The sequence below is a fragment of the Leucobacter alluvii genome (assembly GCF_039530485.1).
GTDB classification, from domain to species: domain Bacteria; phylum Actinomycetota; class Actinomycetes; order Actinomycetales; family Microbacteriaceae; genus Leucobacter; species Leucobacter alluvii.
Window position 1 is genome coordinate 330,841 of record NZ_BAAAOP010000005.1, and the last position, 15,732, is coordinate 346,572.

The window sequence follows — 15,732 nt, forward strand, 5'->3', positions numbered from 1 at the left end:
CGGCCTCAGTCGTCGCCGGGCGTCGGCTCGGCATCGGGATGCGTGCCGGCGGATTCCGGTTCACCCGACTCGACGATGGCGAGCACCGATTCGAGAATCGCGGCGAGCCAATCGAACACGAGCACGGTGCCTCGAGTCTCCTCGTCATCGAGGAGCCGCGGCCGGTCATCGGGCTCGTCGAGACCGATGCGCGCAGCGATCGCGAGGCGGAGCGCCGTGACGGTGCGCACCCATGCGGGAAGCGTCGTCGGGGAGATGTCCACCTCGACCAGCGCCGTGTCGTCGGGGGCCCCGCCCCCGAGCCCCAGAGCGGCCGTGACGTCCATTGCGTCCTGCAGCTTCCGATTGAGCAGCCCCTGCTCGGTGACGCTGCGAAACGCGCCTGCTTCCGCATCCTGCTCGTAGGCGTCTGGGAAGAGGCGGGCGAGCGCCGGATCGTCTGGGGTCGAGTCTGAGCCGCCCACTTCGAGGCTCGCGAACAGGGGATCCGGGTCGAGTGCAGTGCCGCTGTGACTCTGCAGCAACTGGATGAGCTGCGCGATGAGCTGGTCGAGCATGGCCGCCTCGTCGTGGTCGAGCAGGAGCCGCAGGCCATGATCGGGCAGAGGCAGGAGTTTCACAGTTCGCCCGCCCGCCGCACCGTCGCCCAGAGGCCGTATCCGTGCATCGCCTCCACATGCATCTCCATCGTCTCCCGCGAGCCCTCGGCCACGACCGCGCTTCCGGTCTGATGCACCTGCAGCATGAGCTCCTCAGCGCGATCTCGCGTGAACGCGAAGTGCTTCTGGAACACGAACGCGACGTACGACATGAGATTGACCGGATCGTCCCAAACGACGGTCTGCCACACCGGAGACTCCAGATGCGCCGGTTCGCCGAGACGCCGCGTCTGCGCCTCCGGCTGCGCCGCCGACATCAGCCCCACCCGAGTTCGTGGATGCGCTCCTCGGTGATGCCGTAGAAGTGCGCGATCTCGTGCACGAGGGTCACCCGGATCTCGTGGACGAGATCCGATCGATCGGAGCAGTGGCCCAGCAGGTTCTCTCGGAACAAGATGATGCGGTCCGGCTCCTCGCCGTACCCGTAGACTCCCCGCTCGGCGAGTGAGAAGCCCTCGTACACGCCGAGAATCTCGTTCCCGTCCGACGGGCGGTCCTCGACCAGGAAGATCACGTTGTCGAGCTGCGCGAGCATGTCGTCGTGCAACGAGTCGAGGCCGTCGGCGACCAGCGATTCGAACTCCTCGTGTGAGATGTCGAGCATGTCTTCACCCTACACAGAACCCCTCTGCGGCGTCGTGGAACATTGCGCGAAAACCGGGCGCCCGGTGCGTGACATAATGAGCTGCCGCGTTCATGCACTGAAGCAGGGGAATGCGCCGAACATGGGGAGGAAAGTGGTCGCAGTGAAGCGCTCTGGAGTGGCGAAGGGTGACACCGTATTCGCTGCACCGTTCATCGTCTTCGCGCTCATCGCGATCGGCACCGGCATCGCGCATCTCATCGGGACGGCGCCGTCCTCGTGGACGCTGGTACTCGCCGTCATCGCAAGCGTCATCATCTGCGGGCCCTTCCACATCCGCATCGGCTACGACCGCGGGTTCCCGCAAGCCGGCGTCTCGATCGTGATGCTCTCGATCGAGCCGCTCACCGAGGCTCCGTTCATCGGTGTGTGCATCTGGACGATGGGAGTCCTGATCGCGCAGATCTCCCTTCGACGAAACCTGTGGCTGGCGCTGTACACGACAGGGCTCGCCACCGTCGGGGCAGTCGCCTTCGTCGCAGTGCGCAACGGGCTCGACGCGCTCGGGGTGTGGTTGCTCCCGAGCTTCGTCGCCGCGACCATGGCGTTCTACGGCGTCGCGCTGCTCGGCGAGTTCGCCCGCCAATGGGGCCGCGAGGAGGTGGACCGCGGCGTGAGCGCGTCTTCGGTGAAACCGAGCCGGCTGGTCCTGCTCGTGGCCGTGGTCTCGCTCACCGCCACACTGATTCACTACATCGATGCGACCGTCATCTCGTGGATCGAGGGCGACCCCGATGTCAGCTTCACGCCGTTCGTCGTGCTGCTCGCCGGTTCCATCTTCTACGTGCTCGCGCAGCGCTCGCGCTCGGACGACATCGAGTCCCGTCTCTCCGCGGTGGTGGATGCCGCGATCGAACTCCCGACGGAGAGCGGTGAGGCGCTGGGGACCGCGCTGCTGAACCGCGCGAGAGGGATCGTGCGCGCCAACGCCGTCGAACTGCGGGACTCACCTCCCGAGAGCGATGAGATCGGCGCCCCGGTGAGCCTCGCCGCAGGATCGGAGCAGTACCTCGTGGCCTCGCGCAAGCTCGGCGGCAGCGCCTTCAGCCGGGACGACGAGCGTGCCCTGGTCTCACTCGCCCACCTGGCGAGCGAGGCGGCCCGCATGCAGTACGAAGTCGACTCGCTCGAGCAGCGGGCCAACACCGACCCGCTCACGGGCCTGCCGAATTACGGGGCGTTCCAGCAGGCACTGATCGACGCGAACGAGCACCGCCCCTACCACGAAGGCATCGCGCTGCTGTTCATCGATCTCGATGACTTCAAGAAGCTCAACGACAATTTCGGTCACCGCGCCGGAGACGCGCTCCTCCAAGCCATCGCGGTGCGCCTCGAACGATCGTCGGGCGGCGGCGATTTCGTCTCCCGTGTCGGAGGCGACGAGTTCGTCGTCATCTTCACCGGCCTCGTCTCGATCGATCAGGCCAAAGAGGCCGCCGACCGCGTCATCGCCGCGGTGAGCGAGCGCCTGGACCTCGAGGGGCACGATCTGACGCCGCTGGTGAGCGCCGGTCTAGCCTTCTCGAGCCACCGTGAGATCGACGCTCAGTCCCTCGTCGAGGATGCGGACCGTACGATGCTCCAGGCGAAACGCTCCCGTCGGCAGGGGACGATCGTCGCCGGAAGCACGGTGAGCATCTCGTCGCACCGTTCGACACGGCTCAACGACATCGTGGCCCGAGCCATCGAGTGCAATCGGCTCATGCTCGCCTTCCAACCCATCGTCGACATCTCGACCGGCAAGATCTGGGCGTTCGAGGCCCTGACGCGATACGTCGATCCTGAGTTGGGTCCGATCTCGGCTCCATCGCTCATCGCCCGCGCGAAGAGCCTGGGGCTCATGAACGCGCTGACGGAGCAGGTGATCACGAAGGCTCTGCAAGCGGCCGAGCAGTTCCGCAGGCTGGAGCCCAGCATCACCTGCATGACCGTCAACCTCGACCTCGGCCAGATCAGCGACTCCGAGCTCGGACCGTATCTTCGCGAGGCGGCGCAGACGCACCCCGACGTGACCCTCTGCATCGAACTCAACGAGCGCTCCCTGCGTTCCGTCACCGACGAGCTCCGTCGCGATGCGGAGAACCTGCAAGCCGCCGGCCTGATCATCGCGCTCGACGACTACGGCTCGGACGACTCGTCCGTCGGGGCTCTGGTCCACTTCCCGATGAACATCCTCAAGATAGACAAGAGCCTGATCGGCAACCTCGACGACTCCAGGCAGCGGGAGCTCATCAAAGCGCTGCAGGGCTTCGGCGATAATCTCGGTCATACCGTCGTCGTCGAAGGCATCGAGAGCGCCGCCGTAGCGGAGACGCTGCGAGCGCTCGGCGTGCGCAGCGTGCAGGGCTACTACTACGGCCGGCCGCAGTCGTTCGCGCTGACGCGCGACCGGCTCCGTCGCACCGGCACGCGCGCGGAGATCGCGTAGTCGCCGCCCAGTACGTCGGCAGCGGTCAGCGGCCGATGCAGGTCAGTACGCCGCGTCGGCCTCGGGCGACGGGGGAGTGACATCGACGCCCGAGCTGAGGCGCGAGATGGCCTCCGTCGGGACGAAGTGCGGATCCGGTTCGATGAAGGCATCGACGACACCCATGAACGCGAGCGCTGACACGGACCAGGAGTCTTCCTGCGCCTGCTCATCAGCGTTCCCATCGGCGCCCGCAGACGACCCGTCGAAATGCGCCTCGACGAGGGCGGGGACGGTCGCGCGAACGATGCCCAGGCCCTCGATCACTGAGGCCGCAGCGACGACGAACGGCTGGTAATCGTTGTGGAACATCGGCTTCAGGCGATACCCGACCGTGGGGAGGACGTTGCGGTAGAAGTTCTCCATCGTCTCGACGAACGAGAGCTCGCTCGCCTGCAACGCGTCCAGTACACGCGTCCGCGCGGGTCCTTCCGGCCAGGCCACGATGGTGGTCGAGAGCGCCGCGTACGTGCGCCACTTGCTCGATGCCGTGATGACCTCGAAGTTGTACTCCGCGGCGGTGCGAATGATGTCGTTCAACACGCTGCGCCGACCTTCGAGCGTGTGCAGGTCGTCGGTGCGCATGCTGAGGTACTGCCACGTCGTCAACAGCGTTTCGGTATCAGCGCGGTCGATCTGCGCCTGGTTCGCGAGTTCGCAGAAAAGATCCGCCATGAAAGCGTCAGGAGACGACCACACCTGCGCGAACTGCTTCGCTGAGACACCGGCGTCCGAGCAGATCTGGTCGATGAGTTCTTGCGAGACGCCGAGGGAGAGTCCGACGGTCTCGACGTGCTTCACTGCGCTGAGCAGGACTTTCGCGCCCAGGTCGTCGGTCGTCGAGCGAGATCGAACACTGCTCCCGCGGTTCCAGCCGTCTGCCTGCACCGTTCCCCCAATTTCGACGTCAGTAGTGCACATATGCTAGCATCCCGCTTCCGTCGCCATCGAATGGGGCTCCTTCGCGCATCCGCGACTCGCCGGGCGGCGGAAGCGATGCGCGAAGAACGGCGATTCGGGCACAATAAGACTTACACGAGTCGTTCGAGGTCACACCCGGGCATTCAATGACGTATCCGCGGTGCAGCAGGCCGCGCTAACAGGAGGATCCCCGGCGTTGTCCCATATCGACCGTTCCGTGACGAACCACGACGTTATCCCGGTGATCGGCTCCTCGCTCTTCGTCGATCACCCGACCGCGCGCATGTGCGTCGGCATCATCGCAGAGAACGACGTCGCTCGCCCCGGGCTCGAGGCCGAGTATCTCGCGCACTTCGTGCTGCGGCGCAAGGTCTACGTCGACCAGACGGGACAGCTCGATGAGAGCGAGATCCAGCCGGACGGTACGGATCGCGATAGCGACGACGCACGCTCCGTGACGTTCGCAGTCTTCGAGAACCACGTCGAGGGCGTGCGCGTCGTGGGAGTCTCACGGCTGATCGTGCGGGGCGACGAAAGCCCACTGCCCGTCGAGGAGTTCTGCCCGGACTCGTTCACCGACGATGGGCTGACTCCGCGCAGCGTCGAGGTCTCGCGAGTGATCGCGCGCCATGAGCACGCCGTCATGCAGGAGCTGGTGCAGTGGCATCTGTTCGCGGTCATGCTCGCGTACGAGGCGAACCACGCGTTGGAGCGCACATTCGCGATCATCGAGCCGTGGCTCGAACGCCATCTGCGCGGAACGATCGCCATTTCGCGCATCGGCGAGCCCAGGTACGTGGAGCACTACCTCGACTACAATCTCCCGATCGAGATCGACATTCCCGCCTCCACGGAGCGCGTGAATGCTCGCCAGGGCGGATTCATCGATCAGTACCGGGCCGAAGACGGCGCCATGACCTACGTCGGCCGCGCCCCGAAGCGCGCGCTCACCGAGCAGCCGCGGTGATGCGTCTGGGCACCGAGGCTCCGCAGTTCTCTCGCAACTACGGCTTCTGGAGCGAAGACGAGCAGCGCGCGCTCGTCGAGTCTCGGGTCGCCATCGCAGGGGTCGGAGGAGACGGCTTCCAACTGGGCGTCAAGCTGGCCCGCATGGGAGTCGCGTCGTTCAGCGTCGCTGACCCCGAGGTGTTCGAATTGGAGAACGTGAATCGCGTCGAGGGCGCGAGCACGGCGACGCTGGGCCGGCGCAAGGCCGAGGTGTTTCGGGAGCGCGTGCTCGACATCAACCCGGACGCGGAGGTGCGCACCTTCTTCGATGGCGTGATCCCGGAGAACATCGCGGACTTCATGCAGGGCGCCTCCCTGGTGCTCGACGAGTCGGAGCTCACGAAGCCGGAGATCGGATCGCTCATCGCGCGTCGAGCGCGAATGCAGGGCATTCCAGATCTCCTCGTCATGAACGTCGGCTTCGCCGCGCAGGTCACATCGTTCGCTCCGGCTTCTCCCTGGACGTTCGAACGATTCATGGGGTTCGACGCGGAGATGCCGCTCGACGAGATCGCGGAAGCGGGAGTGGATCTCGCTCGGTGCCTGCCGTACATCCCGCCCTACACCGACCTGCGATCGTTGCGTGCGGTTGCGGGGGAGGATGGCCACGAGCCGGCCTCCCTGCCGTCGATCTCGATCGGCGTGGACGCGGCGTCAGCGATCGGCAGCGCGCAGGCGTTTCTGCATCTGACTGCTGGGGTGGCGAATCATCGCCGTTCTCCGATCTGGGCGCCCCGGATCGCCTACACTGACGCCTATCGTCTCCGCACCCGCATCGTGCGGGCGGGGCGCGCCCCGCACGTGCTGGGTCTGCTCGTGGCCGCTGCGAGGCAGAAGCTGAATCTGAATCCGCTCGGCAGCTACACGGTCGCCGACATCACGCGCAGGCGCTCCTAGCGAGCGTCTGCGCCCCTGCCGGCATACGCCGGGGGCGTGGGCGCACGGCACGCCTGGACGCACATTACGCCTGGACGCACAACACGAACGAGGCCCGCCTCGCGCCGGATCTGATCCGTGAATGCGCGAGGCGGGCCTCGGTACTACTTGGGGTCCCTGCGTAGAAAGTTCTCAAACCCCACCCCGAAGCTGAAATCGTTGATTTCTCGCTGGAAACGAGGGGTATACCGGGTATCGCAGCGGGCCGATAATACCCCGATTCACGACGTACGAGGGCCTTGCGTAAGGAGGATTGGAAAACCTCAAACCTTTCTCACCCCCGCAGAAGTAGATCGACTTGTCGACGATTACCTCACTGGTTTCAGCGTCGGATACCTCGCTCAGAAGTATGGTGTGCACCGTGCAACCGTCTCGAAGCATCTCACCCGGAGCAACGTCGTGCGCCGCCAGCACGGCCTCACAATCGAGGAAGCCGCAGAGATAGTGAAGCTGCACGGCGGTGGCATCTCAATGCGCGCTATCTCACGCACTCTCGGTGTCGACCGTAAGCAGGTTCGCATCTCCTTAGTCGCAGCTGGTGCACTCGTCGATCAAGCCTCGACCATGAGAATTTAAACGAAGCCTTCCTCGACAAGCACACAACCGCTCTCGGTAATGACATGGGCCTGGCCTGAGCCGTCAACGACTCGGCTCCAACTCTCAACCAGCAATCGACCCTTGAATATCGACATCGAGAAGCCGCCGTACATACCTGGATAACCAAAGTACAGATTGTCCAATGTCTCCAACGCGATGATCTCGGAAGGGATTGGCCGAATCTTTACGGGCTCCAAAGACTCGGTACGTTCCTGAATCAGTTCAGATAGGTGCTTGTCCCATGCAGCAAACTTTCGCAACTGGTTGTCGCTCAGATCACGCACGGTCAGAGCATCAGCAAGATGCTGATGATTGCGTTTCAAAGCAATAACGATTGGACGATCGCCTTCAGCGTTCCGTAACGAACGCCATGCTCCGCGGCGGATGAGTTCATCCACGACCTCCGATGAGGCGCCGAGCCAAGCTGCCTGGTGAAGTGGTGTGAACCAAGAGTCACCAGCGATTCTCTATTGATTTACGCTCAGAAATCGCTCTCGATCAAGAAGACGAAATACCGCCTCCCAATTGCCGACTCTGGCAACGTCCGCAAGACGGTTGATGTTGTCGACGTGACTCTCCCTGAGAAGTCCCGCCTCTATCACGCCTGGCCAATCAACTTCCAACTGCCACCCTACGCTCGACATTCGGACGGTGTAACCAGAACTACTGCTGCCGGATCTACATCACTTGCCGTTGCAAGAGTCGGCAACTCGGCAGAATCAAGACCAGCAAGTTCAAGTGCTGCCTGTCCAGCTAAGTGAGCCGAACGCACAGACGGGAGTGCTGCACGGATAGGTGACAGTTCTAGTCACGCCGCCAGTGCGACGGCACTCGATCTCCTCTGCAACCCGTCAGACTTTGACCGAACCTTTTTCGACCGGCGCACGGCAAAGTAGCGCTTGGTACTTCTCAACAGCTTCTGCCATTCGCTCTACAAGTCTGGGTCGGAAGACGAACTGCTTGAAGGTCGGTGAGTAAAGGCAGTAGCGCGGCGATCTGCGGAGCGCTGTCGATGTGATCCGACTCTGACACAAGACGCTCGGCACCATCAAGACGAACCTGTCTTGGGCGTTCGCCTATAACGTGGCAGCGATTCCGGTCGCAGCGTTCGGTATGCTCAACCCAATGATCGCCGGCGATGGCGTTCTCGAGCGTCTTCGTGGTTGGCAACAGCCTGCGTCTGCGCGGCTTCACGTCCATCACCAAGCAGGCTGCCTAGCACACCGGGCCCGGTCGCCCAGCCGAGAGGAGACACCCATGACGAAGCCACACTCGGGCCACGGGCACGACCACGGGCCTCACAGTGGCCACGAGCACCACGAGCACCACGAGCACCACGAGCGCACTGGGCACGAGGATCACGGTGGTCACGCTGGCCATATGGGCCACTGCGGTCACGGCAGCCACGGCGATCATGTGGCACAGTTTCGGCGCCTGTTCTGGGTGAATCTCGTGCTCGCGGTGCCAGTCGTCGCGTTCTCGCCAATGTTTGCCATGATCCTCGGCTATTCAGTACCAGGCTGGGCCACGTGGATCGCACCTGTTATCGGCACCGTGATGTATGTCTGGGGCGGCTCCCCATTCTTGACGGGCACGGTGAGCGAAATCAAGGCCCGCAAACCGGGCATGATGCTGCTGATCGCCCTGGGCATCACCGTGGCCTTCCTCGCATCGTGGGGCGCAACACTCGGGCTGTTGCATCACGAGCTCGAATTCTGGTGGGAACTCGCGCTGCTGGTGGTCATTATGCTGCTCGGGCACTGGATCGAGATGCGTTCGCTCGCCCAGACCACTTCTGCGCTCGACTCCCTCGCTGCGCTTTTGCCCGACGAAGCCGAGCGGGTCGAGGGTGAAACGGTCGTCACGGTGAGCCCGGCGGAGTTGCGCGTTGATGATCTCGTGATCGTGCGCCCGGGCGGCAGCGTGCCGGCCGACGGCATGATTGTTGACGGACGTGCGGCCATGGATGAATCGATGATCACCGGCGAATCGCTCCCCGCGACCCGCAGCGAGGGTGATGCGGTGACCGCCGGCACGGTCGCGACCGATTCGGGGCTGCGGGTCAGAGTCACCGCCATCGGAGACGACACGACACTTGCCGGCATCAACCGACTCGTCGCCGACGCACAAAACTCGTCGTCTCGGGCGCAGCGCATCGCCGACCGGGCTGCAGGGTGGCTGTTCTGGTTCGCCCTCGCCGCAGCGGTCAGCACCGCGATCGTTTGGATGCTCGTGGGCGACCCAGATGCGGCCGTGATGCGCACCATTACCGTGCTAGTGATCGCCTGCCCGCACGCGCTCGGCTTGGCGATTCCGCTCGTGGTTTCCATCGCCACCGAGCGCGCGGCTCGCGGCGGGGTGCTCGTGAAAGATCGTTTCGCGCTCGAGACGATGCGCCAAGTCGACGCGGTGCTCTTCGACAAGACGGGCACACTCACCAAGGGCGAACCGGTTGTCACCGGTGTCGCGCCAGTCGGCGATGTTGACGAGCACGCCCTGCTGGCCCTGGCTGCCGCGGCCGAGGCCGACAGCGAACACCCCCTCGCCAAAGCGATCGTCGCCGCGGCGAGCGACCGAGGCCTCAGCCTTGCACCCGCCACCGGGTTCTCTTCTTCACCGGCGGTTGGCGTCACCGCCACCGTGGCCGGCCACGAGATTCGGGTCGGTGGGCCCCGGCTTCTGGAAGAAACCGGGCAGCCCGAGATCGGTGCAGCCGATGCCTGGCGGGCCGAAGGTGCCATCATTCTGCATGTCGTTCGTGACGGAATCATGATCGGCGGGCTGAAGCTCGCCGATGAGATTCGCCCGGAGTCGCGCGATGCCCTCGCCGCACTGCATCGGCTCGGTGTTGAGGTCGTGATGATCACCGGTGACGCTGCAGCCGTCGCGGGGGAGGTTGCTCGCGAACTCGGTATCGACCGTGTGTTCGCGGGCGTGCGCCCCGAAGATAAGGCCGCGAAGGTGGCCGAGTTGCAGCACGAAGGCACGGCTGTCGCGATGGTCGGCGACGGTGTCAACGATGCCCCCGCCCTCGCGCAAGCCGATGTTGGTATCGCTATCGGGGCGGGCACCGATGTGGCGATCGCGTCGGCAGGGGTGATCCTCGCCAGCTCTGACCCGCGTTCGGTGCTCTCAGTGATCGAACTCTCACGTGCTGCCTACCGCAAGATGAAACAGAACCTGTGGTGGGCGGCGGGGTACAACTTGATTTCGGTGCCGCTTGCCGCCGGGGTGCTCGCCCGCGTCGGGTTCGTGCTGCCGATGTCGGTCGGAGCGATTCTGATGTCGCTGTCGACGATCGTCGTGGCGCTGAATGCCCAGCTCTTGCGCCGCATCGATCTCAGTCCAGAAGCCAGCACTCGCGCCGTGCTCGAACGCACGAACTGACCTCACGCAGCCCAGGATCAGCACATGTCATCAACCACTGAATCGCACGCGTCGCACCACGGGTATATCGGCGATAAGAAGCGCTACCTGCAGCGCATGAAACGAATCGAAGGTTTGGCCCGGGGCATCGCGAACACGATCGACGAAGAGCAGTACTGTGTCCACATTCTGACCCAGGTCAGTGCGCTCACCCGCTCGCTGCAGGGGGTGGCGACGGGGCTGCTCGATGATCACCTGAAGCACTGTGTGCTCGATGCCGCCAAGCTTAGCGACGAGGCCGCCCACGAGAAGATTCAGGAGTCCACTGCCGCGGTCAACCGGCTGATCCGATCGTGACTGTGTGAGTCGGCCTCGCGGGTTAGCCTACCGGCACTTCCCGCCGAGCAGGGCTCTCGCGCCGCGCACCCCGGTGCGCTCGGAGCGCGCGGAGCGCCGACAGAATGGCCACAAGGTCAACAATCTCTTGCAGCAGCGCTCCCACCACCGCCGGCAAATAGCCGAATGCGGCGACGAGCATCAAACCGACTGAGATGATGATGCCCATCCAGATCGACTGCAGGGCGATCTGCACCGTGCGCCGCGAGACATAGGCCACATCTGCCACTCGCGCGATGTCGTTCGAGGTGATCACCGCCGCTGCTGACTCGCTCGCGACCGTTGCACCCCTGCCCGCCATCGCAACACCGACATCGGCGGCCGCCAGCACCGGGGCATCATTGATCCCATCGCCGACCATGAGTACGGGTCTCGGCCGCATCGCCTGCACAATCCGCACCTTGGTCTGGGGAGTGGTCTCAGCGTGCACCGTCTGAATGTCGACCGCGTGTGCGACAGACTCCGCGGTCGACGTGATATCACCGGTCACCATCGCGATCTCGGCTACGCCTGCTCGGCGAAGACGGGACACCGTGTCTGCAGACTGCTCACGAATCGGGTCGGACAAGATGATCACTCCGGCGAGCTCGTCACCGACCGATACGTAGACGGCCGTCTCCCCAGCTGAGAGTACGGGTCGATCGATCGGCCCGGTCACCTCTTCGATAAATGAGGGCTTGCCCACTCGCACCGAAGTGCCGTCTGCCAGGGAGGCGAGGACACCGTTTGTTGCCACCTCGTCGGCCGTCACCACTTCGGGAAGCTCAAGTTGCTGTGTGCGTGCCGATGCCACGATCGGATCGGCGAACACGTGCACGGAGTACTGCTCGGCGGCGGCCGCGAGCTGCAGCGTCTCGTCTACGGTGCGAGCAGCAGGGTGAATCTCGACGACGTCGGCTTTACCTTCGGTCAAGGTGCCGGTCTTGTCGAATGCGACTGCACGGACCCGGGCGAGCACCTCTAACACGCCACCGTCTTTGATGATGACGTTGAGCTTTGCCGCGGAACTCATCCCGCCCATAAACGCGACCGGGGTGGCGATGAGCAGCGGGCACGGCGTCGCCACGACGAGCACCTCGGCAAATCGCACCGGATCCCCGCTGAGAAACCACGCGAAGCCCGCAATCAGCAATGACACAATGGTGAACGGCACCGCATAACGGTCGGCGAGTCGCACCATCGGTGCCCGGGAGTCCACGGCCTCCTCGACCAACCGTACGATCGAGGCGTAGTTCGAATCGGCTGCCACCTTCTGCGCGCGCATCGTGAAGCTCGTCGTGCTGTTGACCGTTCCAGAAAGCAGTGGGTCGCCCGCGTGGTAGTTCACCGGGATCGGTTCACCGGTCACGGATGATTCATCAATCGTCGCGTGATCCGATAGGAGCACCCCGTCGACGGGGAGGATCTCTGAGGAGCGCACCAGCAGTTCGTCGCCGACTTTCACCTCTTCGATCGCGATGCGTTCGACCTCACCTGTTACCGGGTGAATTCGACCCGCGAATGCTGGGGCTCGGTTCAACAGTTGGTCGAGTTCTCGGCTCGCGCGGCGAGCGGCGAGGTCTTCGAGTGCTTCCCCTCCGGTGAGCATCAACGCGATGATGAGCCCCGCGACATATTCCTGTACGGCGAGTGTCGCGATCATGGCGATGACCGCAAGAATGTCGAGCCCCCAATGCCCGCGCATCAGATCTTTGAACATGTCGATCGCGGTGATCACGATCACGATACCGAGCACCAAGTATGCGGTGACCCCGAGAGCCATCTCTGCGCCGGTCAGCCAGAGCATAACCCCGGTCGCCAAACCGACGAGCACGAACATCATGAGCTTGCGGTTGCGAAGAAATTCCACCGTCGATGACATTGCGTGTGACGCTTCCGAGGTACGTGGGGCGATGGTCTGGGCTGGCACGGTGCTGTTCTCAGTCTCTCTTCGAGAGGGTTGAGAGTGCGGTGAGCGCGGTCACATCAGTGATCGTGATCCGCCCCTGTTCCTGTTGTGAGATCACCCCGGTGTCGGTGAGTTTGCGAAGTTGCCGACTGAGGGACTCTGGTGTCGTGGACAGGAGCGAAGCGATGTCCTTCTTTGCGAGCGGCAGCGTCACGTCGATGGCTCCTCGCGGCCCTGGCGTCGCAGGGAGCGAGAGCAGGTAATCGGCGAGACGAGAGCTCACGTTTCCCGAGATGACAGAAGCCAGTCGCGCCTCAGTATCATCCAAGCGCTGACTCACTCCTTGCAGCATGCGCAGCCCGATGCTCGGATGCTTCTCGACGAGACGCCCGAGATCGGCATGACGGAACACGCACAGTTCGGTATGCACGAGCGCTTCTGCTGCGTGATCGGGTCTCGTGCCGGTGAGAAACGCGGATTCTCCGATGAAGTCGCCCGGCCCGAGGACCCGGATCACCTGCTCGTGCCCAGCCGCACTTGTGCGAGCGATCTTCACCTGACCGGTGTGCACCACCATCAACTGCGACATGTCCGAGCCTGCTGTATACGCCTGCTCGACAGCGTCTAATCGGACGGTACGTGCAAATCCCGCAACTTCCACTTGCTGCGCATGTGTGAGCCCTTGAAACAGTGGTACACGGGCCACGCAGAGATCATTTGCTGGATCAGCATCCACATCGGTTGAAACAGCCAACGGCATCCTTCCCTTCCCTTCTAGTATGGCGACTCGTGGCACAACACCCGCGCTTCAGCTGAAGCCAGGGGTGGCGCGTGCAGTGATGTGCGCGTGGGGCGTCCGCGGGTTCGAGCGCTGCCCGATCACCTCGAAACCGGCGTGTGTGAGGGCTTCGACCATTTTGTTCATCGGCCACCGGTATGCGGCGGCGATCGGATGGTCGAATGCCTCTAGCCGCGGCCCCGCGAAAAAGGACATCAGCAGCGATCCGCCGTCACCCAGCCGAGTGCGCAGTGTTGCGAGCGCGTGTAGGAGCTCTTCTGAGCTCATGTGAATGGTCGAATACCAGGCGAGGATCCCGCCCCAGCGGGTCTCGCAACGGGCGAGATCGTCGATGGAATCGTGATGGAACACAACCGCGGGATGTCTGGCTCGGGCAATCGTGATGAGGCGATCCGATGGCTCGAGCCCTTCCACCGCGTGTCCGAGGCGTGCGAGGTGACCGGTCCAACGCCCGGTACCCGCGCCGACATCGAGAATGGGGCCATCGACTGCCGCGGCCCACGGCTCGATGACCGCACGATCAGGGTCATCCGGTGAGATCTCGGCACCGAGAATGCCCTCGATATCAACCTCAGGCGACCCGTATGCATCGGCCACCCGGTTTATTGAGGCCACAGGATCAGACGTCCGTGCTGCTGTGAATACGGCGTCCGTCGGTGCCTCAGGCCGCTGGGTCATGGTTCGATGATCACTTTGCCGGCAGTGTGCCCGGCCTCCACCATGGCGATGGCTTCCGCAGCCCGATCGAGACTGTACCGGTCCGTCACCTGCGGATCGACGAGACCGTACTGGGCGACGCCGGTGACCTTCTCGAGCCCTTCACGCGTGCGCACCACCGCTACGCCACCGAGTTGCTGCACGGTGGTCGGGTCTGCGGTACTGATGATGACGCTCGGGTCTTTGGCGACGACCGCGAGATCACGAAGCGCCTGCCCACCGACCAGGTCGATGAGCACATCAACACCCTCCGGCGCGATGGCACGCACCCGGTCAGCCGCACCCTCCCCGGAGGCAACGAACGTCGCACCGGTCGACTCCACCAGTTCCTGCTTCGCTGCACTGGCCACACCGATGACCGTGAACTTGTGCACATTGCCGATCTGCGCCGCCATCAGCCCGACCCCACCTCCGGCGCCAAGAATCAGCATCGTCTGACCAGGTTCCAGCTCGATCTGATGCGTCACGTCATACGCAGTCGCCCCTGCGACAGGCAGTGCTGCAGCGTCAGCAAAGGAAAGCTCTTCGGGCTTCTGGACGGTTTGTGCCGCATCCAACACCGTGTGCTTCGCGAACGTTCCCTGTCCTTTGGCCGCGAGGCCGAGCACCATGTCACCGACAGCGAAGTTCTCGACCTCTGCGCCTACGGCGGTGACGGCACCGGAGGCCTCTCGGCCCATCGGTGCGGGAAGCGACCAGTGGGAGCCCATCTGCCCCGCACGGATCTTCCAGTCAGCAGGGTTCACCCCGGCCGCTTTCACTTCGATCGCGAGCTCTCCAGGCCCAGGCGCCGGAGCCGGGCGTTCAACGAGTTCCTGCGTCTCGGGGCCGCCATAGGCGGCGAAGACCAGCGCTTTCGACATTATTGACTTCTCCTCGTTCTCCAGGTGAGTGACACTTACGTGGTTGCCTGTGGCGGAGCGTCTTCACCCGAAGCCTCTGCCGCATCAGCGAGTTCCTTCGTGGCATACTCCGCGTCAATTGCGTGCTCCGGAGGTGAATAGACGGTGTAGAGCACCAAAGGCTCATCGCCAGTGTTGCGGAAGTTGTGGCGAGTACCGGCCGGGACAGCGCACAGGTCGCCAGCATCAACGGTGTGCGTCTCGCCGTCAAGGTCGGCCTCTCCGCTGCCCGACACAAAACTCAGCAACTGGTCGGTGGTGTCATGCACCTCCTCGCCGATCTCCCCGCCCACCGGAATCGTCATCGCAACGAGTTGGGAATGCTTTCCCGTCCAGAGCACCTGACGAAAATTCGTGTTTGCTTTCGCGACCTCGTCGATGATGAAGTGCGTCGCCTTCTCGCCGACGCTGAACTGGTTCTCACTCATGTGTG

The 15,732-nt window shown here is 63.8% G+C and carries 15 protein-coding genes and 1 pseudogene; 6 read left to right on the forward strand and 10 right to left on the reverse strand.

Going from position 1 to position 15,732, the window contains the following annotated elements; translation table 11 throughout:
* Positions 1-5: 5 nt before the first annotated feature.
* From ABFX18_RS06035 to ABFX18_RS06045, 3 genes are read right to left on the reverse strand one after another with little or no spacing between them, the layout of a single operon-like run.
* Positions 6-620 (reverse strand): DUF2017 family protein, encoded by a 615-nt coding sequence (locus tag ABFX18_RS06035; protein ID WP_200329261.1) that lies wholly within the window; start codon positions 618-620, stop codon positions 6-8.
* Positions 617-925 carry an ATP-dependent Clp protease adapter ClpS gene (gene clpS / locus ABFX18_RS06040; RefSeq protein ID WP_346057736.1) on the reverse strand — a complete coding sequence of 103 codons (309 nt, stop codon included), beginning with the start codon at positions 923-925 and terminating at the stop codon, positions 617-619. The genes ABFX18_RS06035 and clpS overlap by 4 nt, the downstream gene beginning before the upstream one ends.
* Positions 916-1,263, reverse strand: coding sequence for a metallopeptidase family protein (locus tag ABFX18_RS06045; protein WP_346057737.1), 348 nt, complete (start codon positions 1,261-1,263; stop codon positions 916-918). The genes clpS and ABFX18_RS06045 overlap by 10 nt, the downstream gene beginning before the upstream one ends.
* A 142-nt stretch (positions 1,264-1,405) precedes the next feature.
* Here ABFX18_RS06045 and ABFX18_RS06050 point away from each other — a divergent pair, with 142 nt between their 5' ends.
* On the forward strand, positions 1,406-3,730 hold the full coding sequence (locus ABFX18_RS06050) for a putative bifunctional diguanylate cyclase/phosphodiesterase (protein ID WP_346057738.1): 2,325 nt from the start codon (positions 1,406-1,408) through the stop codon (positions 3,728-3,730).
* Between the two features lie 42 nt (positions 3,731-3,772).
* On the opposite strand, the gene ABFX18_RS06055 is transcribed toward ABFX18_RS06050, so the two are convergent.
* Positions 3,773-4,690, reverse strand: coding sequence for a hypothetical protein (locus tag ABFX18_RS06055; RefSeq protein ID WP_346057739.1), 918 nt, complete (start codon positions 4,688-4,690; stop codon positions 3,773-3,775).
* A 196-nt stretch (positions 4,691-4,886) separates the two neighbouring features.
* On the opposite strand from ABFX18_RS06055, the gene ABFX18_RS06060 reads away from it, so the two are divergent.
* Positions 4,887-5,657, forward strand: coding sequence for a hypothetical protein (locus tag ABFX18_RS06060; RefSeq protein ID WP_090148311.1), 771 nt, complete (start codon positions 4,887-4,889; stop codon positions 5,655-5,657).
* The gene (locus ABFX18_RS06065; RefSeq protein WP_346057740.1) at positions 5,657-6,595 is read left to right on the forward strand and encodes a ThiF family adenylyltransferase; all 939 of its coding nucleotides are present in this window, start codon (positions 5,657-5,659) and stop codon (positions 6,593-6,595) included. The genes ABFX18_RS06060 and ABFX18_RS06065 overlap by 1 nt, the downstream gene beginning before the upstream one ends.
* 611 nt (positions 6,596-7,206) lie before the next feature.
* Here ABFX18_RS06065 and ABFX18_RS06070 read toward each other — a convergent pair.
* Positions 7,207-7,629 carry a hypothetical protein gene (locus ABFX18_RS06070; RefSeq protein WP_346057741.1) on the reverse strand — a complete coding sequence of 141 codons (423 nt, stop codon included), beginning with the start codon at positions 7,627-7,629 and terminating at the stop codon, positions 7,207-7,209.
* 589 nt (positions 7,630-8,218) lie between these two features.
* Here ABFX18_RS06070 and ABFX18_RS14240 point away from each other — a divergent pair.
* The 3 genes and pseudogenes from ABFX18_RS14240 to ABFX18_RS06080 form a co-directional block, all read left to right on the forward strand.
* Positions 8,219-8,450: pseudogene (locus ABFX18_RS14240) on the forward strand (hypothetical protein); the annotation flags it as partial.
* 38 nt (positions 8,451-8,488) lie between these two features.
* Complete coding sequence (locus tag ABFX18_RS06075) at positions 8,489-10,618, forward strand: heavy metal translocating P-type ATPase (RefSeq protein ID WP_346057742.1); 2,130 nt, start codon at positions 8,489-8,491, stop codon at positions 10,616-10,618.
* A gap of 24 nt (positions 10,619-10,642) precedes the next feature.
* Positions 10,643-10,954: a metal-sensitive transcriptional regulator gene (locus ABFX18_RS06080; RefSeq protein WP_346057743.1), complete on the forward strand. Its 312-nt coding sequence runs from the start codon at positions 10,643-10,645 to the stop codon at positions 10,952-10,954.
* 22 nt (positions 10,955-10,976) lie between these two features.
* Here ABFX18_RS06080 and ABFX18_RS06085 read toward each other — a convergent pair whose 3' ends face one another.
* The 5 genes from ABFX18_RS06085 to ABFX18_RS06105 all read right to left on the reverse strand — a co-directional run bounded on the left by ABFX18_RS06085 (position 10,977) and on the right by ABFX18_RS06105 (position 15,727).
* Positions 10,977-12,854 (reverse strand): heavy metal translocating P-type ATPase, encoded by a 1,878-nt coding sequence (locus tag ABFX18_RS06085; RefSeq protein WP_346057744.1) that lies wholly within the window; start codon positions 12,852-12,854, stop codon positions 10,977-10,979.
* 58 nt (positions 12,855-12,912) lie between these two features.
* A complete protein-coding gene (locus ABFX18_RS06090) occupies positions 12,913-13,641 on the reverse strand; it encodes a Crp/Fnr family transcriptional regulator (RefSeq protein WP_346058011.1) in 729 nt (242 codons plus the stop codon).
* Between the two features lie 48 nt (positions 13,642-13,689).
* On the reverse strand, positions 13,690-14,277 hold the full coding sequence (locus ABFX18_RS06095; protein WP_346057745.1) for a class I SAM-dependent methyltransferase: 588 nt from the start codon (positions 14,275-14,277) through the stop codon (positions 13,690-13,692).
* Between the two features lie 77 nt (positions 14,278-14,354).
* Entirely contained in the window at positions 14,355-15,260 is a 906-nt protein-coding gene (locus ABFX18_RS06100; protein WP_346057746.1) for an NADP-dependent oxidoreductase, read from the reverse strand.
* A gap of 35 nt (positions 15,261-15,295) precedes the next feature.
* Positions 15,296-15,727 carry a cupin domain-containing protein gene (locus ABFX18_RS06105; protein WP_346057747.1) on the reverse strand — a complete coding sequence of 144 codons (432 nt, stop codon included), beginning with the start codon at positions 15,725-15,727 and terminating at the stop codon, positions 15,296-15,298.
* Positions 15,728-15,732 lie beyond the last annotated feature (5 nt).